Source organism: Microbacterium telephonicum (assembly GCF_003651225.1).
GTDB lineage: Bacteria > Actinomycetota > Actinomycetes > Actinomycetales > Microbacteriaceae > Microbacterium > Microbacterium telephonicum.
On the sequence record NZ_RCDB01000002.1, the window covers coordinates 873769 to 894148 of the forward strand.

The window sequence follows — 20380 nt, forward strand, 5'->3', positions numbered from 1 at the left end:
GGGTTCACTCCTGTGCTTCTGGCCGGGCTGCGCCGGCCGCGCCTGCGGCTTCAGGCGCCCTCCAGGCTACTGGGCGGGCCGGACGACGAGCAAAAGGTCGCCCGCTTCGACCGGCGAGGTCCCGCCGACCGCGAGCCGCTCGACCACGCCGTCGATGGGTGCGGCGATGGCGGCTTCCATCTTCATCGCCTCGATCGAGGCCACCGGCTGCCCCGCCGTGACCGCGTCGCCGACGGCCGCCTTCAGCGTCACGACACCCGAGAACGGAGCGGCGACGTGTCCCGGCTGCGCACTGTCGGCCTTCTCGGCTGAGCGCGACTCGACCGTGATGCCGCGGTCGCGCACGAACACCGGCCGCAGCTGGCCGTTGAGGGTCGCCATGACGGTGCGCATCCCCTTCTCATCCGCTTCGCCGATCGCCTCCAGGCCGAAGTAGAGTTGCACGCCCCGGTCGATCTGCACGACGTGCTCCGTGCCCGGATGCAGGCCGTACAGGTAGTCGGCCGTGTCGAGCACGCTGAGGTCGCCGTAGGTCTCCCGCATCTCCCGGAACGTGCGGGTCGGCGCGGGGAAGAGCAGCTCGTTGAGGCGGTCGCGGCGCACCGTGCCCCCGGCGTCCAGGTCGGCGGCCGCCTCGTCGGAGATCTCCGTCACCCCGGTCTTCACCTCGCGTCCGGCGAGCACCTTGGAGCGGAACGGCTCGGGCCACCCGCCGGGCAGATCGCCCAGCTCCCCCGCCATGAAGCCGATGACCGAGTCGGGGACGTCGTACTTCTCGGGGTTCGCCGCGAAGTCGGCGGGGTCGGCTTTGACCGCCGCGAGGTGGAGGGCGAGGTCGCCGACGACCTTCGACGAGGGCGTCACCTTGGGCACGCGTCCGAGCATCTCGTTCGCGGCGGCGTACATGTCCTCGATGAGCTCGAAGTCGTCGGCGAGGCCGAGCGCGATCGCCTGCTGACGCAGATTCGAGAGCTGCCCGCCGGGGATCTCGTGCCGGTACACCCGGCCGGTGGGTCCGGGAAGGCCCGACTCGAACGGACGGTACAGATGACGTACCGCCTCCCAATACGGCTCGAGGTCGCCCACCGCAGTGAGGTCGAGTCCGGTGTCGCGCTCGGTGTGGGCGAGGGCGGCCACGAGCGACGACAGCGACGGCTGGCTCGTCGTGCCCGACATGGGGGCGGCCGCCGCATCGACCGCATCCGCGCCGGCGGCACTGGCCGCCAGCAGGGTGGCGAGCTGTCCTCCCGCGGTGTCGTGGGTGTGCACGTGCACGGGCAGGTCGAACCGTTCCCGCAGCGCCGCGACGAGCTTGGCCGCCGCGCCGGGCCGCAGCAGTCCCGCCATGTCCTTGATCGCCAGGATGTGGGCACCCGCCTCGACGATCTGGTCGGCGAGGCGCAGGTAGTAGTCGAGTGTGTAGAGGTCTTCGCGCGGATCGAGCAGGTCGCCGGTGTAGCAGACCGCCACCTCGGCGACGGCGGTGCCGGTGGCCAGCACCGCGTCGACGGCGGGCCGCATCTGCGACACGTCGTTGAGGGCGTCGAAGATCCGGAAGACGTCGACGCCCGACAGCGCCGCCTCTTCGACGAACGCGTCGGTGACACGCGTGGGGTACGGCGTGTACCCGACGGTGTTGCGCCCGCGCAGCAGCATCTGGATCGCGACGTTCGGCAGGGCGGTCCGCAGTCCGTCGAGGCGCTCCCACGGATCCTCGCCGAGGAAGCGGAGGGCGACGTCGTAGGTGGCTCCGCCCCACGCCTCCACCGACAGCAGCTGCGGCGTGAGCCGCGCGACGTAGGGCGCGACGCCGACGAGGTCGCGGGTGCGCACGCGCGTGGCGAGCAGCGACTGGTGCGCGTCGCGGAACGTGGTCTCGGTGACGGCGAGGGCGGTCTGCTCCCGCAGGGCCTGCGCGAATCCGGCGGGACCGAGCTCGAGCAGCCGCTGCCGCGAGCCGGCGGGCGGGGCCTGCGACACGTCGATCGCGGGGAGTTTTGCGGCCGGGTCGATCGTCAGCGGATTCTCGCCGTGCGGCCGGTTGACCGTGACGTCGGCCAGCCACGACACGATCTTCGAGCCGCGGTCGCGCGACTCGCGCCCGCGCAGCAGCTCGGGCCGCTCGTCGATGAACGCGGTCGACAGGTCGCCCGCCGCGAAGGCGGGGTCGTCGAGCACCGCCTGAAGGAACGGGATGTTGGTCGACACGCCCCGGATGCGGAACTCCGCCAGCGCACGCTTGGAGCGGCGCACCGCCGCGCCGAAGTCGCGCCCGCGGCAGGTGAGCTTGGCGAGCATCGAATCGAAGTGCGGGCTGATCTGGTATCCCGCAGCCGTGGTGCCGCCGTCGAGGCGGATGCCGGCGCCGCCCGGCGAGCGGTACGTCGTGATCTTGCCGGTGTCGGGGCGGAACTCCTGCGTCGGGTCCTCCGTCGTCAGGCGGCACTGCAGCGCCGCGCCGCGCAGCCGCACGTCCTCCTGACGCAGCCCGAGGTCGTCGAGCGTCTCCCCTGCCGCGATGCGCATCTGCGACTGCACGAGGTCGACGTCGGTGACCTCCTCGGTGACGGTGTGCTCGACCTGGATGCGGGGGTTCATCTCGATGAAGACGACCTCGCCGGTGCGCGGCCCCGTCGTCTCGAGGAGGAACTCGACCGTGCCGGCGTTCTCGTAGCCGATCGAGGTCGCGAAGGCGACGGCGTAGCGGTGCAGGTCTGCGCGGATGCGGTCGTCGAGGTTCGGAGCCGGCGCGATCTCGATGACCTTCTGGTGGCGCCGCTGCACCGAGCAGTCTCGCTCGAACAGGTGGATCGTGTGTCCGGTCTTGTCGGCGAGGATCTGCACCTCGACGTGCCGGGGCCGCTGCACGGCCTGCTCGAGGAACACGCGCGAGTCGCCGAACGCGCTGCCGGCCTCCCGCATGGCGACCTCGATCGCCTCGGGCAGCTGCTCCTTCTCCTCGACGCGCCGCATGCCGCGGCCCCCGCCGCCGGCGACGGCCTTCACGAAGATCGGGAACCCGATGTCGTCGGCCTGCGCGACGAGTGCGTCGACGTCGTCCGACGCCTCCGTCGAGCGCAGCACGGGCACACCGGCCGCAATCGCGTGTTCTTTCGCGGTCACCTTGTTTCCGGCCATCTCGAGCACCCGCGCGGGCGGGCCGATGAAGGCGATGCCCGCGGCGGCGGCCTTGGCGGCGAGGTCCGGGTTCTCGGAGAGGAAGCCGTAGCCGGGGTAGACGGCATCCGCCCCCGCCTCGACGGCGACCCGCACGATCTCGTCGACGTCGAGGTAGGCGCGAACGGGGTGCCCGGTCTCGCCGATCTGGTAGGCCTCGTCGGCCTTCAGCCGGTGCAGGGAGTACCGATCCTCGTACGGATACACGGCGACCGTTCGGGCGCCGAGCTCGTAGGCGGCGCGGAAGGCGCGGATGGCGATTTCACCGCGGTTGGCGACAAGGATCTTGCGGAACATGCGCACCTCATTCGGATGCCGAGGCGACACGTCTTCGAGCCGCCCCCGGGGCTGAGTACCTTCACAGCCTAGGGGACGGTAACGTAGAGCCTCGTGCACGTACTCTCCGTCTCCTCTCTCAAAGGTGGGGTCGGCAAGACGACTGTGACCCTCGGACTCGCGTCCGCCGCTTTCGCCCGGGGAGTGCGCACGCTCGTCGTCGACCTCGACCCGCAGTCCGACGTGTCCACCGGCATGGACATCCAGGTGGCCGGCCGCCTCAACGTGGCCGACGTCCTCGCCAACCCCAAGGAGAAGGTCGTCCGTCAGGCGATCACCTCCAGCGGCTGGGCGAAGGTGCACCCCGGCACGATCGACGTCATGATCGGCAGCCCGTCGGCCATCAACTTCGACGGCCCGCATCCGAGCGTGCGCGACGTGTGGAAGCTCGAGGAAGCGCTCGCGACGATCGAGGCCGACTACGACCTCGTCCTCATCGACTGCGCTCCGTCACTGAACGCGCTCACCCGCACCGCGTGGGCGGCATCCGACCGCGTCATCGTCGTCACCGAGCCGGGCCTGTTCTCCGTCGCCGCCGCCGACCGTGCGCTGCGGGCGATCGAGGAGATCCGCCGCGGCCTGTCGCCGCGTCTGCAGCCGCTCGGCATCGTCGTCAACCGGGTGCGTCCGCAGTCGATCGAGCACCAGTTCCGCATCAAGGAGCTGCGCGACATGTTCGGTCCGCTCGTGCTCTCGCCGCAGCTGCCCGAGCGCACGTCGCTGCAGCAGGCGCAGGGCGCCGCGAAGCCGCTGCACATCTGGCCCGGTGACTCCGCGCAGGAGCTCGCCGCCGACTTCGACTCGCTGCTGGACCGCGTCATGCGCACCGGCCGCATCCCCGCCTCCGGCGAACAGCGCGCCTGAGCGTTTCGACTCGCTGCTCACTTCCCGGTCGTTGAGCGAGGAGCGCAGCGACGAGTCGAAACGCGTCGACCTCCCGATCGGCGGGTTTCGATACGCGCGCTGCGCGCGCTACTCAACCACCGGACGCACAGGCCCCGCCCGATCGTTGAGCGACGGGTCGAAACGCGTCGAGCGGGTCAGGCGGAACGCTTGGAGCGACGGGCGGCGAGCTCGTCGACGGGGTCGGGCGCCTGCGGGTCGAACTCGACGAGGGTCGACTCGACCTCGCGCAGCACCTTGCCGACGGCGATGCCGAACACGCCCTGGCCGCGGCTGACGAGGTCGATGACCTCGTCGTTCGAGGTGCACAGGTACACCGAGGCACCGTCGCTCATGAGCGTGGTGCCGGCGAGGTCGCGGATGCCGGCGGCACGCAGCTGCTCGACGGCGACTCGGATCTGCTGCAGCGAGATGCCGGTGTCGAGCAGGCGCTTGACGAGCTTGAGCACGAGGATGTCGCGGAAGCCGTACAGTCGCTGCGACCCGGAGCCGCTCGCGCCGCGCACCGTGGGCTCGACGAGCTCGGTGCGGGCCCAGTAGTCCAGCTGACGGTAGGTGATCCCGGCGGCGCGGGCCGCCTGGGCGCCGCGGTAGCCGACTTCGTCGTCCATCTGCGGGAGACCGTCGGTGAACAGCAGTTCGGTCGCGAACTGCGGCTCGCCGCCCAGCGCGTCGTGCGCGGTCATCTTCGCCTCCTGCGGATCGTTCGGTTCTTCCACGCTAGAGGAGGCGATGCCCTCCGGCAACGACATCCGCTCGTGTCGTCCGGCGTGTCGCGTCGGTCAGGGGCTGAGTCGGTCGAGCGCGGTCTGCACGAAGGCCGTGCGCAGGTCGTCGAGCCGGCGCACGAGCTCCGGCGCGAGCTCGTGGGCGCGGGCCCGGCCGGCCGCGTCGGGACGACGCAGCAGGGGCGCGAGGGCGCTCTCGACGAGGGCGACGTCGCGTTCGGCGGCCTGCCGCAGCGTGCGCAGGTGGCGCGGCTGGATGCCGTGCGCGTCGAGCGCGACGAGGGAGCGCAGCAGGGCGAGCGCCCGCTCGTCGTAGCTGTCGGCCGCCGAGATCAGCCCCGCGCTGACGGCGTCGGTCAGCAGGGTGGCGGAGGCTCCCGACGCGCTGAGCAGCTCGTCACGGCGGTAGCGCCGCGTGGCGGCGATGATCGAGGTCGGCACCGCGCCGTCTCCGGCGCCGCTGTCGAGGTGCTCGCGGATGCGGGCCAGCGGGATGCCGTAGTCGCGCTGCATCGTCAGCGTCGTGCGCAGTCGCTCGAGGTCGCTCGGCGAGAACTTGCGGTAGCCCGAGTCGGTGCGCACCGGGGTGACGATGCCCTGCACCTCGAGATAGCGCAGCTTGCTCGCGCTGAGTTCGGGGAATTCCGGGGCGAGTCGGGCGAGCACCTGACCGATGCTCAGATGACCCGCGGCCGGACCACGTCCGCGCGGGGATGCTGCCGGGGTCACCGGGTGGTCGCCTGGTCGCGGTCGAGCGGAGAGACGAAGAAGTTGAGGCGGAACTTGCCGATGCGCAGTTCGGAGCCGTCGGTGAGCACGGCACGGTCGACGCGGTCGCCGTTGACGTAGGTGCCGTTGAGGGAGCGCTGGTCGACGAGCTCGAAGGCGGCGCCGGTGCGCGTGATCTCCGCGTGACGACGCGATACGGTCACGTCGTCGAAGAAGATGTCAGCCTCGGGGTGGCGTCCGATCGTGGTGACGTCGGTGTCGAGCAGGTAGCGGGCACCGGCGGTCGGACCGGAGCGCACGAGCAGGATGGCGGAGCGCGACGGAAGCGCGGCGATCGCCTCGCGTTCGGCATCGGTGAGGTCGCTGCCGAACGGCACGAACGACAGATCGGAGTCGTGGCCGAAGGTCTGGGTCGTGTCCGACCCGTTCGGACGCGACGCGTCGTCGGCGTCGCGCCGGATCTCGTCGCCGAAGCGGTTGCTGTCGCTCACGATTCCTCCTCCCTTTCCACACTATCGGATCGCCCGGCCCCGGGTGGGGTCGGGCGCGGGTTCCGACGCGCGGGGGGATGCGTCATGTTTCCGCGTGTGTCGTCGGGCGCGACACCGCGTGGGGGGTCCGCCTAGCCTGGCCGATGACCGTCCCCGACCACAAGGAGAATCTCGTGCCCACGCCGTATCGCCCCCTCACGCCCGCCCCGGTGCGTCAGGCCGCGATCTGCATGTGCGCGAGCGGCGGCGCCTGCTCCTCCTTCGCCCCCGGTCACGCGGTGCACCTCATCCAGGCGCGTCTCGTGTCGGCGACGCCGGCGGAGTGGGTCGACGCGATCGTGGGGGACGTCTCCCCCGCGGACGGCACGCTCGTGCTCCACACGCTGTCGGGTGACCGCGTCGAGGTGTGGAACGGTGCGGGCGCGGCGGATTCCGTGTCCACCGGCTCGCCGGTCGCCTTCCACCCGCGGTACCACGTGGTCGCCGCCGGCGCGGCGCGCTTCAACGTGCTCGTCTGAGGCGGCGGCCGTCAGGCGGCGGCCATCGCGGAGCGCATCGCCATGCAGGCGTCCATGCACGCCTTGCACGCGTCGGCGCACATCTTGCAGACCGGGCTCATGTCTGCGTGCTCCATGCACATGTCCATGCACGTCTGACACATGGCGATGCACGCGTCGAGCATCGCCATCATCGACGCGGGCGTCATCCCCTGCATGCGCATCATGGCGCGCATCATCGTGTTGCACATGTCGGCGCAGTTCATGCAGGCCGGCGCGCAGTCCATCATCTGCGTCGAACAGACCGTGCAGGCCTGCTCGCACGCGGCGCACGCGTCCATGCACGCCTGCATCATGGCCATGTCCATCGCCGGCATGCCGTCCATCGACATCATGTCCTCGGACATCACGCCCATCATCATCGCGTCCATCGCGCATCCTCCTCCGTCGGGGTCCCCGGGCGGATGCCGGGGCCGGCGGGCAGGATGTCCGCCTTCGGGTCATGTTAGGCCGCCGGATGCCGTCGCGACAGGCGCGGATAGGCTCGTGAGCGTGCCGTCATCGAGAATTAACAGTCACGGACCCCACGCCCGACGCCGTCGCCACGGCATCCTGGCGCTCGGCGCGCTCGTCGTCGCGCTGCTCACCGGGATCGCGGCGCCGGCGTATGCGCACGACGAGCTGATCGGTTCGGACCCGGCGATCGACTCGACCGTCACGGCGCTGCCCGACACGATCACGATGACCTTCAGCGGCATCATCCTCGCCGACGCGGGCGCGACCGAGATCGACGTGCTCGACGCATCCTGCGCCTCGCTGGCGACCGGCAACCCGAGCTTCGACGGCACGCGCGTGCAGCAGGAGCTCACCGGCGACGCGACCGGCCCCGTCACGGTCGTCTGGCGCGTCGTCTCCAGCGACGGCCACCCGGTCTCTGGCACGTGGTCGTTCTCGGTCGGCAACGAGCCCGGACAGACTCCGTGCGCTGAGGCCGCGAACCCGTCGTCGCCCGCATCCGCGTTCGATCCGACCCTGTTGATCGTGGTCGGCGCGGTGCTGGTCGTCGGTGTCGTGGTCGTCGTGCTGCTGGCTCGGAGACGGCCCTCCTCCGAGGACTAGGCTGGAGCCATGCCTCATTTCAACGTCGTCGTCCTCGGCGCCGGCCCCGGCGGCTACGTCGCGGCGGTCCGCGCCGCACAGCTCGGCCAGTCGGTCGCCATCATCGAAGAGAAGTACTGGGGCGGTGTCTGCCTCAACGTCGGCTGCATCCCCTCCAAGGCGCTCCTGAAGAACGCCGAGATCGCGCACACCCTGAAGCACAAGGCCGACTTCTTCGGCATCTCGGGTGAGTTCACGCTCGACTTCGGCAAGGCGTTCGACCGCAGCCGCGAGGTCGCCGGCGGCCGCGTCAAGGGCATCCACTACCTGATGAAGAAGAACAAGGTCACCGAGTTCGAGGGGCGCGGCTCGTTCGCCGACGCCAAGTCGATCGTCGTGACCAAGTCCGACGGATCGACCGAGACGGTCACCTTCGACAACGTCATCATCGCGACCGGCTCGACCGTGCGCCTGCTGCCCGGGGTCACCCTCAGCGAGAACGTCGTCACGTACGAGGAGCAGATCCTCACGCGCGACCTGCCCGAGTCGATCGTCATCGTCGGCGCCGGCGCGATCGGCATGGAGTTCGCGTACGTCCTCACGAACTACGGCGTGAAGGTCACGATCATCGAGTTCCTCGACCGCGCGCTCCCCAACGAGGACGCCGACGTGTCGAAGGAGATCGCCAAGCAGTACAAGAACCTCGGCGTCGACATCCTCGTCGGCACGAAGGTCGAGTCGGTCGTCGACTCGGGCTCCACGGTCACGGTGAGCTACACCGACAACAAGACCGGGGCCGCCGGTCAGGTCGAGGCGTCGAAGGTGCTCATGTCGATCGGATTCGCCCCCCGCGTCGAGGGCTTCGGCCTCGAGAACACCGGTGTGAAGCTCACCGAGCGCGGCGCGATCGACATCGACGACTTCATGCGCACCAACGTCGAGGGCATCTACGCGATCGGCGACGTCACCGCGAAGCTGCAGCTCGCCCACGTCGCCGAGGCGCAGGGCGTCGTGGCGGCCGAGACGATCGGCGGCGCCGAGACGATGGCACTGGGCGACTACCGCATGATGCCGCGCGCGACGTTCTGCTCGCCGCAGGTGGCCTCGTTCGGCTACACCGAGGAGCAGTACAAGGCGACGGGCCGCGAGTACAAGGTCGCGACGTTCCCGTTCATGGCCAACGGCAAGGCGCACGGCCTCGGCGAGCCGGTCGGCTTCGTCAAGCTCATCGCCGACGCCGAGCACCTCGAGCTCGTCGGCGGGCACCTCATCGGTCCCGACGTCTCCGAGCTGCTGCCCGAGCTCACCCTCGCGCAGAAGTGGGACCTCACCGCTCTCGAGCTCGCCCGCAACGTGCACACCCACCCGACGCTGTCGGAGGCGCTGCAGGAGGCCTTCCACGGTCTCGCGGGCCACATGATCAACCTCTGAGAGAGCCTGAGACCGCTCTCAGACCCTATTTACGCGGATACGTCCACGCGGTAGCGTGGGCACTCGCGACTGACGCCGCCCCATCGAAGCCGGGGGCGGCGTCAGTGCGTTGAGGGGTCAGACGCCGAGCGCGCGGCCGAGCTTCGACGCGGATGCCGACACCCGGCCACCGGCCGCGGCCACGAGTGCGTCGGCCGCGGCGAACAGCGCGGCGCGTGCGGCGGCATCCTGCGGCGCCGCGGGGCCGAGTTCCAGCTCCCACTCCCGCCACGTCGTCTCGACGTCGCGGCGCCGATCGGTGGCGGTGACGTGGTCGTCGACGAACTCGGCGACGAGACCGCCGGCCGCGTCGCGCAGCGCGTACGCCGTGCGGGCGTTGCGGATGCGGGCGATCACCGCGAACGGGCCCGGCGCCACCGCGGCGAGTTCGGCGAGCACCGCATCGGGGACGACCGGATCGGCATCCGGGTCGGTCGGGTCCTCCCCCAGCGGCCAGTGCGTCTCGAGCTTGCCCTCGGGCGTCGACCGCTTGACGTGCCACCCCTCGTCGGGACCCCCGGTGCGGCGCCGCAGTGCGGTGAGGGCGCCGGCGAGGCGGGCGTCGGGGGTGTCGAGGTAGCGCGCGTCGAGCGCGCGCGCCTCCGGGGCGTCGACGGCGTCGACGCCCGGCAACGCCGCCCAGTCCGGCAGCGGGGTGTCGGGGTCGACGTCGTACTTGCGCTCGATCTCCAGGGAGACGGCTGCGCTCACGCGTCGCGGCCGTCGGGGTCGGGATCGATGTCGTCCTCCGACTCGACGAAGTCGAAGACGACCTCGGTCGGACCGTCGCCCTCCCCCGTGTTCTCGGGCGCGCCGGCGCGGGCGTAGACGATCTGCGTCTCGCTGTAGGGCAGGATGAGCCGGTCGGACGCGGTGTCGTCGAGAGGGATGAGCTGCCCGTCGAGCGGGCCGCCGTTCAGTCGTGCAATGGCCATGGTGAGCCTCCTTCCCGGTCAGCCTACGCCCGCGGATCCGTCACGCCGGGGGCCTTGCGCGCAGGCCCTAGGCTCGGTGAGGATGAAGCCTTTCCTGCTGCTGGCGACCCGCGCCGAAGACGTCCCCGCCGACGAGGAGTACGCGCTGTTCCGGCGCGCGACGGGACTCGCCGAGCGGCACCTCGTGCGGGTGCGGATGGAGGCGGGGCCACTCGGAGCCGTCGATCTCGACGACTGGTCGGGCATCTTCGTCGGCGGCGGGCCGTTCAACGCGTCCGATCCGCCGGAGCGCAAGTCCGCGGTGCAGCAGCGCGTCGAGGCGGAGTTCGCCGCACTGCTCGACGAGGTCGTCGCGCGGGACTTCCCGTTCCTCGGCGCCTGCTACGGCATCGGCACCCTCGGCGCGCATCAAGGCGCGGTGATCGACGGCACGCACCGCGAACCGATCAGCGTCGTCGAGGTGACCCGCACGGATGCCGGCGCCGTCGACCCCCTGCTGCGCGACCTGCCGGACTCGTTCACCGCGTTCGTCGGCCACAAGGAGGCGATCACGCGGCTGCCCGCATCCGCGACCCTGCTGCTGCGCGGCGACGCGTGCCCGGTGCAGATGTTCCGCGTCGGCGAGAACGTGTACGCGACCCAGTTCCATCCGGAGCTCGACGTCGACGGCATCACGACCCGCATCCGCGCCTACGCCGACCACGGGTACTTCGCCGCGCACGAGCTCGACCTGACGCTCGCCGCCGTGCGGCGGGCGCCGGTGACGCACACCGACCGCATCCTGCGCGCCTTCACCGACCGCTACGCCCGCTGACGGGCTCGGGGCGTTTCGACTCGTCGCTGCGCTCCTCGCTCAACGACCGGGGTGGTGCGGGAACTTCCGGTCGTTGAGCGAGCGCAGCGAGTCGAAACGCCTGTGCCGGTTACAGCAGGGGCGGGGTGTGCCAGATGCGCTCGATGTAGTCGCGCATCGAACGGTCGGAGCTGAAGAACCCGCAGCGGGCGACGTTGAGGATCGCCGAGTGGGTCCACGCGTCCTGGTCCTGGTAGGCCGCATCCACCTTCGCCTGCGCCGCGATGTACGACGAGTAGTCGGCGAGCACCATGAAGCGGTCGTCGTAGAGCAGGTTCGAGACGACCGGCTCGAACACCGAGCGGTCGCCGCCGGAGAACGCGCCCGACGCGATGAGGTCCATCGCACGGCGCAGGCCGTCGTCGGCCTGGTAGAAGTCGGACGGCTTGTAGCCCTTCGCCCACAACGCCTCGACCTCGGGTTCGGTCTGCCCGAACAGGAAGAAGTTGTCGTCGCCGACGAGCTCGCGGATCTCGACGTTCGCGCCGTCGTCGGTGCCGATCGTGAGTGCACCGTTGAGGGCGAACTTCATGTTGCCGGTACCCGACGCCTCCTTGCCGGCAAGCGAGATCTGCTCCGAGAGGTCGGCGGCGGGGATGAGGCGCTCGGCGAGGGTCACGTTGTAGTTCGGCGGGAACAGCACCTTCAGGCGTCCCTCGACGCGGGCGTCGGCGTTGACGACGGATCCGACCGCGTTGATGAGGTGGATGATGCGCTTGGCGTTCACGTAACCGGGAGCCGCCTTCGCACCGAAGATGAAGGTGCGCGGGGTGACGTCGCCGGCGGCGACGCGACCCGAGACGATCGACTCGTACTCGGTGACGATGTGCAGCAGCTTCAGCATCTGGCGCTTGTACTCGTGCAGACGCTTGACCATGACGTCGAGCATGTGCCCGTCGCTGACCTCGAGCCCGTCACGGGCGTGCAGCACCTCGGAGAGGCGCCGCTTGTTGGCGGCCTTCACCGACGCGAAGCTCTCGCGGAACGACGGGTCCTCGGCGTAGACCTCCAGCTCGCGCAGGCGCTCGAGGTCGGTCAGCCATCCCGTGCCGATGGCATCCGTGATGAGTTCGGACAGCCCCGGGTTCGACAGCCGCACGAAGCGGCGCGGGGTCACGCCGTTGGTGACGTTCGTGAACTTGCCGGGGTAGAACTCGTCGAAGTCGGGCAGCACCTTGTCGCGCAGCAGCTGCGAGTGCAGCTCGGCGACGCCGTTGACCTTGGAGCCTGCGACGGTGGCGAGGAACGCCATCCGCACGGAGCGCTCGGGGAACTCGCCGATGATCGACATGTTGCGCAGGCGCAGCTCGTCGTCGCCGAAGCGCTCGCGCACCGCGATCAGGAACTCCTCGTTGATGCGGTAGATGATCTCGAGGTGGCGCGGCAGCAGGCGTCCGAGCAAGTCGACCGACCACACCTCGAGCGCCTCGGGCAGCAGCGTGTGGCACGTGTACGCGAAGCACTGCTGGGTGATCTGCCAGGCGGCATCCCACTCCAGCTTCTTCTCGTCGACGAGGATGCGCATGAGCTCGGGCACGCCGATGACGGGGTGGGTGTCGTTGAGCTGGAAGATGATGCGTTCGGGCAGCTCTGCGAGGTCGAAGCCCTCGGGCAGCGATTCGAGGAAGTCCTTGATGGATGCCGCGACGAAGAAATACTGCTGCTGCAGGCGCAGCTCCTTGCCCTGGGGCGTGGAGTCTTCGGGGTAGAGCACCTTGGAGATGTTCTCGGCGAAGGTCTGCGCGCGCACGGCCTCTTCGTAGTCGCCGGAGTTGAACACGCGCAGGTCGAACTCGTTCGTCGCGCGCGAGCTCCACAGCCGCAGGGTGTTGACGCGCCCGTTGAGGTAGCCGGGCACCATGTAGTTGTAGGGCACAGCGAGCACGTTCCACGCCGGCACCCAGCGCGTGCGGGTGACGCCCTCGTCGTCGTAGGTCTCGGTGTGCCCGCCGAACGTGATGGTCTGCGCGGCCTCGGGGTGCGGGAACTCCCACGGCGAGCCGAGCTTGAGCCACGAGTCGGGCTGCTCGACCTGCTGGCCGTCCTGGAACGTCTGGCGGAAGATGCCGTACTCGTAGCGGATGCCGTAGCCGGTGTTGGGGACGCCGAGGGTCGCGAGGGAGTCGATGAAGCACGCGGCGAGGCGGCCGAGGCCGCCGTTGCCGAGGCCCGGTTCCACTTCCTGCGCGCGCATGTCCTCGATGTCGATGCCGCACGCGGCCATCGCCTCGGCGGCGATGTCGCCGAGGCCGCTCGCGAGCAGGTTGTTGTCGAGCTGCCGGCCGAGCAGGTACTCCGCGGAGAGGTAGGCGACGCCCTTGGCCTGCGCGTCGCGCTGACGTTTGACGTCTTCGAGCCAGCGGGCCATGAGGTAGTCGCGCACCGTCATCGCGAACGCGAAGTAGCGGTCGTTGTCGCTCGAGGCCGACAGCGGCACGCCGCGCTCGTAGTTGAGGTTGCGCAGGAATTGGCGCACGAAGCCGTCGACCGTGCTGGCCGGGCCCGCGACGGGCGCGAGGGCGAGCGGGTGCGTGGCACCGGTGGGGTGCGCGGAACCGGGTGCGATGTCGGATGCGGTCACGCAGAAGACGCTACACACTCGCGCGCGCCGCCGTGACCGTTCACAGCGGGAGAAATCCGAGAGTTAACAGAGCCGTGACGTGCCGTTAGCGGTCGGTGTCGCCTGTGCCGTCTGTGCCGGCGCCCTGCTCGGCGAGGGCGTCGCGGGCCTCGGTGAGTTCGTCGGTCGCGAGGCGGACGGCATCCTCGGCCTTCTGCACGCGGCGGTGCGCGAACGTCGGCGCCCCGTGGCGCACGCGCACGCGGTCGGCGCGCTCCTCCACGTTCTCGACGATGTACGACGTCGCGAGCAGGATCACCTGCACGGAGAGGTTGACCCACAGCAGCAGCGCGATCAGCGACGCGAACGACGCCAGCAGCGGGTTGGAGGTCGCTCCCCCGACGAACAGGCCGGAGAGGGTCTGCAGCACGGTGAGGCCGATACCGCCGTAGACCGCGCCGGGCCACAGGTCGCGGCCGGCGCCGCGGACGCCCGACAGCAGTAGGAAGAGCAGGGCGATGGCGATCGTGTCGAGCGCGAAAGTGACCAGGAGCGCGAGGGCACGACCGCCGAAGGCGAGGAGCGGGTCGTCGCCCGCGATGCCGAACCACCCGCCGACGATGCCGATCCCGGCGGTGCCGAGGGCGGTGATGACGGCGGAGGCCCCGAGTGCGGCGGCGGCGCCGATCGCGATGGCGAGGTTGCGCAGCATCACCCAGTAAAAGGCCAGATCTCCGGTGGGCTTGTCGGCGATGGCGTGCATCGCGGCGCGAAGCGACCCGATCGCCCCGATCGCGGCGCCGACGAGGCCGATGACGGCGATGACGCCCGCGACGGACAGACCCGCCGGCGCCTCGATGGCGTCGGTCTTGATGAGCCCGTCCTCGCCGACGAGTCCGGGGATGGCGCGGTTGACGGCATCCAGGAGCGACTGCCAGGCGTCGGGGTTGCCGCTCAGCCAGAGCGCCGCGATCGAGAAGCCGAGCAGCACGCCCGCGAAGATCGAGAACAGCGCGCGGTAGGTAACGCTGTCGGCGAGCTGCGCGCCGCTGCGTTCGCTGTAGCGCAGGAACGCGCGCACGGGTCTGCGTTCGAGGGCCCAGGCCGTGATGCGCGCGACGTCCATGCGGTCAGGTTATCGGGACGGGCGGCCGGCATGGCGGGGGTTGACAGCGGTGGGCGGCGCGCTCGCGCGGTGCCACACGAGTCACAGGAATCCCACTATTCACACGGATGCGTGCGGACGCATAGACTAGCCCCGGGAGAGGGGATTGCCGTGAAGGGACTCGCGGAAACCCTCGTGCGCACTGGGGTCGTCCGCGCCGAGGACATGTGGGACGCCGTCGCCGAAGTCGGCGAGGGCGAGGAGTTGCGTGCACGCCTGGTGTCGGCGCAGCTGGCGACCGAGGCGCAGATCGCAGAGGGCATCGCCGCGCAGACGGGGTATGCATTCGTCGACCTCTCGTCGGTCTCCCTGTCGGCCGACATCATCGCCCTGGTCCCGCCGACCCTGTGCCGCCGCTACCACCTGATCCCGGTCGAGCGCGGCCGTCGCGCCCTCACGATCGGCATGCTCGATCCCACCGACCTCATCGCGATCGACGACGTCACCAGCGCCACCGAGCTCAACATCCGCCCCGTCGTCGTCTCCCCCGATGCGCTGAACGCGGCCTTCTCGCGGTTCCTCCGCTCCGATGAGGAGCTGAGCGACCTCTCCGAGCAGATCGGCGAGATCGCGGCGGCCGAAGTCGGTCCCGGTGCGACGGAGTCGATCGAGGACACCTCCGACGACGCGCCTATCGTGCGCTTCGTCAACCTGCTGATCTCGCAGGCCATCACCGACCGCGCGAGCGACATCCACATCGAACCGGGCGAGAAGCACCTCATGGTGCGCTACCGCATCGACGGTGTGCTGCACGAGATGCAGCGCGCCGACCGGGCGATCCAGGACGGCGTCATCTCCCGCCTGAAGATCATGGCATCCGTCGACATCGCCGAGCGGCGCAAACCCCAGGACGGACGCCTGTCGGTGCACCACGACGGTCGCCAGATCGACCTGCGTCTGGCGACGCTGCCGACGGTGTGGGGCGAGAAGATCGTCATGCGTATCCTCGACAGCTCGGCGCAGTCGCTGACGATGCAGGACCTGCGGTTCTCGATGATCAACGAGAAGCGGTTCCGCGGCTCGATCGAGCGCCCGCACGGAATGGTGCTGGTGACCGGGCCGACCGGTTCGGGCAAGTCGACGACTCTGTACACGGCCCTCAACACGGTCGCGAACCCGCGGATCAACGTGATCACGGTCGAAGATCCGGTCGAGTACCGGATGGCCGGCATCAACCAGGTGCAGGTGAATGCCCGCGCAGGCATGACCTTCCAGGCAGCGCTGCGTTCGATCCTGCGCTCCGACCCGGATGTCGTGCTCGTCGGCGAGATCCGCGACCAGGAGACGGCGACGATCTCGATCGAGGCGGCCCTCACCGGCCACCTCGTGCTGTCGACGCTGCACACCAACGACGCCCCCTCGGCGCTGACGCGTCTGACCGAGATCGGCTGCGAGCCGTTCCTCGTCGGCACGGCACTGTCGGCGGTCGTCGCCCAGCGCCTCGCCCGGCGGCTGTGCGCGAAGTGCCGGGAGCCGTACGTCGAGTCGCGGCAGCTGCTGGACTCGGTGCGCTTCCCCCACAACCCCGCCGATCCGCCCCAGCTGTACCGCGCCGTCGGCTGCCAGGCCTGCTCGGGCACCGGCTACCGCGGGCGCGTCGCGCTGCACGAGGTGATGACCGTGTCGGAACAGCTGGAGCAGCTCGTGGTCGCGCACGCGACCGGCACCGAGATGCGCGCCGTCGCCATCAGCGAGGGCATGGTGTCGCTGCGCGAGGACGGCTTCAGCAAGGTGACGCAAGGCATCACGACCATCGAAGAGGTCTTGCGCGTCTCGGTGTGAGTGCGTGGGCGGGCGCGTCCCTGTCGCGTTCGGCTGCTTCGGCGGCCGGATACCCGCACTTTGCGTCAGGGATGCGGGCGCGCCGACGCCGCGAGGGCGGCACGCACGCGGGCAACGGCGCGGGCGGGCGACGGATAGAGGTCGGCGGCCGTCAAGTGCACCACGGTCCAGCCGGCCTCTCGCGCGTCTTCATGGCGGCGGACGTCGCGTTGCCACGCGCGACGCGAGAGCCGGTGGTAGTCGCCCTCGTATTCGATCAGCACCCGATGCCGCGGGAAGGCGATCTCGGTGATGCAGATGCGGACGCCGCGGGCATCGAAGACCTCGACGTCCAAGGCCGGCTCGGGGAGGCCGGCCTCGACGAGCGCGACGTACAGGTGCGCCTCGGGCCGGGAACGGAGTCCGGGACGGATGTAGCGCAACGCCTCTCGGAGCCGGGCGACGCCCGTGCGGGGGCCGGCATCCGCTGCGGCGTGGAGCTCCGAGAGCTGCGCTGTCGCGGTGCCCTCCACCCGGTGACCATCGGGCCCGCGCGAGGGCGTGACGAAACACGCGCCGACGGCGACGAGGTCGCGGACGTCGAGTTCGCCGCCCAGTTGCGCCCACGCGGATGCTGGTGAGGCGACGCGCAGCCCGCCGAGCACACGGACCGATCCGAGGTGCGGGGCGATCTCGTGCCCTCTCACGCCGCGGCCGCGCGGCAGCCGCTCGGGCGGACGCACGCCGACGTCGATCCGGTCGTCCGCGGTCGCGGGCAGCGCGGCGCCCCAGAACAGCGCGGCCGTGCGGTGCGAGAAGAACCACGTCGGCGGCATCCGCGTCGCGTACGCCCGCGCGCGGCGGAGGTGCTCCTCGGCATCGAGATCACGGATGCCGTCGGCCTCCCCCGCGAGCGTCGCGATCGCGCGCACCCCGCGGAACGGCTTCTCGAGGTCACGGGCACGCAAGCGCGCCCGGCTGACGCCTGCGGCCGCCGCGTCGCCCACGGCGAAGGCCGACCCGAGCTCGTCGGGAAGCGGTGCGGGCGATCGCGGCATCCGCCCACCGCGGCATCCGGAACACGCGCGTGGAGCCACCCGCATCCGTATCGGGGAGAACTCGCCCTGTCCTCTGGGTGGGGAGGAGGCGACGTTCCCGTCGCATTCGGCGGCCATCCGCCGAACGAACCCGCCGTTCGCGCCAGGAATACGGCGCGGGGCACACGCAGCGCGCACAGAACAGGGCGCGTGGCCTCCCCTGCCGCGCGCCCTGTCGTCTGTGGGACGAGCCGGATCAGCCGCCCGAGTTTCCGAGTTCGCCGTAGATCGAGAAGATCGGCATGTAGAGCGAGATGACCATGCCGCCGATGATGATGCCGATGCCGACGATGAGGATCGGCTCGATCGCCGAGGTGAGCTGCTCGGTCGCGGTCTTGACCTCGCCCTCGTAGAAGTCGGCGATCGAGGCGAGCATGTCCGGCAGGGTGCCCGACTCCTCGCCGACGGCGGCCATCTGCGCGACCATCGGCGGGAAGACCTCGGCCTTGGCGAGCGGCGTCGAGAACGACTTGCCCTGCTTGACCGACTCCTGCACGGCGCGCACGGCCTCTTCGACCTTGTAGTTGTTGGATGCCGCACCGACGATCCCGAGCGCCTGCACGAGCGGCACGCCGGCCTTCAGCATCATCGACAGCCCACGGCTGAAGCGGGCGACGGCGATCTTGGTGGCGAGCGGTCCGAAGACCGGCATCCGCAGCTTCAGTGGGTCGACGACCTTGCGCACGCGCTCTTCGTTGCGGTTCTTGATCCACCAGAACCAGAACACGATGCCCGCGACGACCATGATCGGGAGGATCCAGAACATGTTGTTCGAGAGCGTCACGAGGATCTGCGTCGGGATCGGCAGCTCGGATCCGAGGTTCTTGAACATGCCCTCGAAGACGGGCACGACGAAGGTGATCATCGCGACGACGCCGAGGATCGCGATGACGAGCACGATCAGCGGGTAGGTCGTGGCCGACTTGATCTTGTTTTGGAGTTCGGCCTCCTCTTTATAGGTGTCGGCCACCGTGGTGAGCGACTGCCCGAGGAAACCACCCGATTCGCCGACGCGCACCATGCTGACCATGAGCGGCGGGAAGACATCCGGATGCTGGGCCAGCGCGCTGGAGAACGCGCTTCCGGTCTCGACCGCGGCGTGCACCTGCACGAGCGCTTCGCGGAGCTTCTTGTCTTCGGCCTGGTCGATGAGGATCGACAGGGTGCGCATCAAGGGAAGCCCCGCGTTGATGAGTCCCGCCATCTGCTTGGCGAACACCGCGAGCACGTCGACCTTGACCCGCTTGGCGAATCCGGGGATCGAGATCTCACGGTTGAGGCCCGTCTTCGACGTGAGCGCGACCTCGAGCGGGGTGAGGCCCTGCGCGCGCAGCTTCGATGCGACGGCGCTCTCGCTCGTGGCCTCGATCGTGCCCTTGACGACTCCCCCGCCGCTCGCGTCGACGGCGCGGTAGGTGTACTCCTCGACGAGCGGCATCAGTGGCCCCAGCCGACGGCCTGGCGGTCGGAGTGCATCGACCACGACTCGGCGTCGTAGTCGACGGGCCGCACGCGCGCCTCGTCGAACGACTTCGGGTCTTCGGCGATCTCCTTGGCGAGCGCGAGCGAGATCGAGCCGTCCTCGACGAGGCGCTTGAGGTCCTGGTCGAGCGTGTGCATGCCGATCGCGCCGCCCGCCTGCAACATCGAGTAGATCTGGCTGATCTCACCCTCGCGGATGAGGTTCGCGATGGCGGGCGTGTTCACGAGAACCTCGGTCGCGATGACGCGTCCCCCCGACTGCGCCTTCGGCAGCAGCGTCTGGGTGATGATGCCGCGGAGGGTGTCGCCGAGCTGCGTTCGCACCTGGTTCTGCTGGTCGGACGGGAACGCGTCGACGATACGGTTGATCGACTTCGCCGCACTCTGCGTGTGCAGCGTCGAGAGCACGAGGTGGCCGGTCTCGGCGGCGGTGAGGGCGGTCGAGATCGACTCGGGGTCGCGGAGCTCGCCGATGAGGATGATGTCGGGGTCCTGACGCAGCACGCGGCGCAGCGCCTCGCTGAACGACGCGGTGTCGCTGCCGATCTCGCGCTGGTGGATCAGCGCCTTCTTGCTGGAGTGCTGGAACTCGACCGGGTCTTCGACCGTCACGATGTGCGCCGGCTTGGTCTGATTGACGAGGTCGATCATCGAGGCCAGCGTCGTCGACTTGCCGGAACCCGTCGGTCCCGTCACGAGCACGAGTCCACGAGGCTTGGAGACGAGCTCCGCGGCGACCTGCGGCACACCGAGTTCGGAGAAGCTGCGGATGCGGTCGGGGATGAACCGCAGCGCGACGGCGACGGCGCCGAGCTGGCGGAACACATTGACACGGAAGCGGGCGACGCCCGGCACCGTGATCGACAGGTCGACCTCGCCGGACTGCCGGAACTCGGCGACCTGCTCGTTGGTGAGCATCCCGCCGATGGCCGACTCCAGCCAGTTCGCGGTCGTCGGCTCGAGGAAACCGGGCATCTCGGCCAGGTCGCCGTCGACGCGCATGAGCGGCAGGTGGTTCGCCGTCAGGTGCACGTCGGATGCGCGGGCGCGCGCTGCGACGGCGAGCAGGTCTGTGAGGGGGGTGACGTCGATGGGCAT

General features: G+C 70.0%; 18 protein-coding genes. 6 read left to right on the forward strand and 12 right to left on the reverse strand.

The genetic code is table 11. The features are described from left to right. Positions 1-66 precede the first annotated feature (66 nt). Positions 67-3474 carry a pyruvate carboxylase gene (locus C7474_RS09110; RefSeq protein WP_121059111.1) on the reverse strand — a complete coding sequence of 1136 codons (3408 nt, stop codon included), beginning with the start codon at positions 3472-3474 and terminating at the stop codon, positions 67-69. Between the two features lie 93 nt (positions 3475-3567). Here C7474_RS09110 and C7474_RS09115 point away from each other — a divergent pair, with 93 nt between their 5' ends. Further along, positions 3568-4377, forward strand: coding sequence for a ParA family protein (locus tag C7474_RS09115; RefSeq protein WP_121059113.1), 810 nt, complete (start codon positions 3568-3570; stop codon positions 4375-4377). A 176-nt stretch (positions 4378-4553) separates the two neighbouring features. Here the strand turns inward: C7474_RS09115 and C7474_RS09120 are convergent, their stop codons facing one another. The 3 genes from C7474_RS09120 to C7474_RS09130 form a co-directional block, all read right to left on the reverse strand. Then, the gene (locus tag C7474_RS09120; protein ID WP_121059405.1) at positions 4554-5102 is read right to left on the reverse strand and encodes a MerR family transcriptional regulator; all 549 of its coding nucleotides are present in this window, start codon (positions 5100-5102) and stop codon (positions 4554-4556) included. Between the two features lie 96 nt (positions 5103-5198). Next, positions 5199-5873, reverse strand: a complete 675-nt coding sequence (ftsR, locus tag C7474_RS09125) for a transcriptional regulator FtsR (RefSeq protein WP_241965171.1) — start codon at positions 5871-5873, stop codon at positions 5199-5201. Then, positions 5870-6364, reverse strand: coding sequence for an FHA domain-containing protein (locus tag C7474_RS09130; protein ID WP_121059115.1), 495 nt, complete (start codon positions 6362-6364; stop codon positions 5870-5872). Before C7474_RS09130 ends, ftsR begins: the two co-directional genes overlap by 4 nt. Positions 6365-6507: 143 nt before the next feature. Between C7474_RS09130 and C7474_RS09135 the strand changes: the two genes are divergently transcribed. Next, positions 6508-6882, forward strand: a complete 375-nt coding sequence (locus tag C7474_RS09135) for a hypothetical protein (RefSeq protein WP_121059117.1) — start codon at positions 6508-6510, stop codon at positions 6880-6882. Positions 6883-6893: 11 nt separating this feature from the next. Here the strand turns inward: C7474_RS09135 and C7474_RS09140 are convergent, their stop codons facing one another. After that, positions 6894-7292, reverse strand: a complete 399-nt coding sequence (locus C7474_RS09140; RefSeq protein WP_121059409.1) for a four-helix bundle copper-binding protein — start codon at positions 7290-7292, stop codon at positions 6894-6896. Between the two features lie 115 nt (positions 7293-7407). On the opposite strand from C7474_RS09140, the gene C7474_RS09145 reads away from it, so the two are divergent. Further along, positions 7408-7980 (forward strand): copper resistance CopC family protein, encoded by a 573-nt coding sequence (locus C7474_RS09145; protein ID WP_158597319.1) that lies wholly within the window; start codon positions 7408-7410, stop codon positions 7978-7980. Positions 7981-7989: 9 nt separating this feature from the next. Next, positions 7990-9390 carry a dihydrolipoyl dehydrogenase gene (gene lpdA, locus C7474_RS09150; protein ID WP_121059121.1) on the forward strand — a complete coding sequence of 467 codons (1401 nt, stop codon included), beginning with the start codon at positions 7990-7992 and terminating at the stop codon, positions 9388-9390. Between the two features lie 117 nt (positions 9391-9507). Here lpdA and C7474_RS09155 read toward each other — a convergent pair whose 3' ends face one another. Together C7474_RS09155 and C7474_RS09160 are read right to left on the reverse strand one after the other, a co-directional pair. Next, complete coding sequence (locus C7474_RS09155) at positions 9508-10140, reverse strand: CYTH domain-containing protein (protein WP_121059123.1); 633 nt, start codon at positions 10138-10140, stop codon at positions 9508-9510. Next, the gene (locus C7474_RS09160; protein WP_121059125.1) at positions 10137-10364 is read right to left on the reverse strand and encodes a response regulator; all 228 of its coding nucleotides are present in this window, start codon (positions 10362-10364) and stop codon (positions 10137-10139) included. The genes C7474_RS09155 and C7474_RS09160 overlap by 4 nt, the downstream gene beginning before the upstream one ends. An 82-nt stretch (positions 10365-10446) precedes the next feature. Here C7474_RS09160 and C7474_RS09165 point away from each other — a divergent pair, with 82 nt between their 5' ends. Further along, a complete protein-coding gene (locus C7474_RS09165) occupies positions 10447-11178 on the forward strand; it encodes a glutamine amidotransferase (protein WP_121059127.1) in 732 nt (243 codons plus the stop codon). A 109-nt stretch (positions 11179-11287) separates the two neighbouring features. On the opposite strand, the gene C7474_RS09170 is transcribed toward C7474_RS09165, so the two are convergent. Both C7474_RS09170 and C7474_RS09175 read right to left on the reverse strand, forming a co-directional pair. After that, positions 11288-13798, reverse strand: coding sequence for a glycogen/starch/alpha-glucan phosphorylase (locus tag C7474_RS09170; RefSeq protein WP_422385786.1), 2511 nt, complete (start codon positions 13796-13798; stop codon positions 11288-11290). Between the two features lie 85 nt (positions 13799-13883). Beyond that, positions 13884-14903 (reverse strand): YihY/virulence factor BrkB family protein, encoded by a 1020-nt coding sequence (locus C7474_RS09175; protein WP_121059129.1) that lies wholly within the window; start codon positions 14901-14903, stop codon positions 13884-13886. A 150-nt stretch (positions 14904-15053) separates the two neighbouring features. Between C7474_RS09175 and C7474_RS09180 the strand changes: the two genes are divergently transcribed. Beyond that, a complete protein-coding gene (locus C7474_RS09180) occupies positions 15054-16724 on the forward strand; it encodes a GspE/PulE family protein (RefSeq protein WP_121059131.1) in 1671 nt (556 codons plus the stop codon). A 65-nt stretch (positions 16725-16789) separates the two neighbouring features. Here C7474_RS09180 and C7474_RS09185 read toward each other — a convergent pair whose 3' ends face one another. The 3 genes from C7474_RS09185 to C7474_RS09195 form a co-directional block, all read right to left on the reverse strand. Next, positions 16790-17761 (reverse strand): hypothetical protein, encoded by a 972-nt coding sequence (locus tag C7474_RS09185; RefSeq protein WP_121059133.1) that lies wholly within the window; start codon positions 17759-17761, stop codon positions 16790-16792. Between the two features lie 235 nt (positions 17762-17996). Then, entirely contained in the window at positions 17997-19238 is a 1242-nt protein-coding gene (locus C7474_RS09190; protein WP_121059135.1) for a type II secretion system F family protein, read from the reverse strand. After that, positions 19238-20380, reverse strand: coding sequence for a type IV pilus twitching motility protein PilT (locus C7474_RS09195; protein WP_121059137.1), 1143 nt, complete (start codon positions 20378-20380; stop codon positions 19238-19240). Before C7474_RS09195 ends, C7474_RS09190 begins: the two co-directional genes overlap by 1 nt.

Bases quoted from the DNA above. Each gene is read 5' to 3' on its own strand.
- C7474_RS09110 (WP_121059111.1), bottom strand. From the start codon at position 3,474: ATGTTCCGCAAGATCCTTGTCGCCAACCGCGGTGAAATCGCCATCCGC.
- C7474_RS09120 (WP_121059405.1), bottom strand. From the start codon at position 5,102: ATGACCGCGCACGACGCGCTGGGCGGCGAGCCGCAGTTCGCGACCGAA.
- C7474_RS09135 (WP_121059117.1), top strand. From the start codon at position 6,508: ATGACCGTCCCCGACCACAAGGAGAATCTCGTGCCCACGCCGTATCGC.
- C7474_RS09140 (WP_121059409.1), bottom strand. From the start codon at position 7,292: ATGGACGCGATGATGATGGGCGTGATGTCCGAGGACATGATGTCGATG.
- lpdA (WP_121059121.1), top strand. From the start codon at position 7,990: ATGCCTCATTTCAACGTCGTCGTCCTCGGCGCCGGCCCCGGCGGCTAC.
- C7474_RS09160 (WP_121059125.1), bottom strand. From the start codon at position 10,364: ATGGCCATTGCACGACTGAACGGCGGCCCGCTCGACGGGCAGCTCATC.
- C7474_RS09165 (WP_121059127.1), top strand. From the start codon at position 10,447: ATGAAGCCTTTCCTGCTGCTGGCGACCCGCGCCGAAGACGTCCCCGCC.
- C7474_RS09175 (WP_121059129.1), bottom strand. From the start codon at position 14,903: ATGGACGTCGCGCGCATCACGGCCTGGGCCCTCGAACGCAGACCCGTG.
- C7474_RS09185 (WP_121059133.1), bottom strand. From the start codon at position 17,761: ATGCCGCGATCGCCCGCACCGCTTCCCGACGAGCTCGGGTCGGCCTTC.
- C7474_RS09190 (WP_121059135.1), bottom strand. From the start codon at position 19,238: ATGCCGCTCGTCGAGGAGTACACCTACCGCGCCGTCGACGCGAGCGGC.
- C7474_RS09195 (WP_121059137.1), bottom strand. From the start codon at position 20,380: ATGCCCATCGACGTCACCCCCCTCACAGACCTGCTCGCCGTCGCAGCG.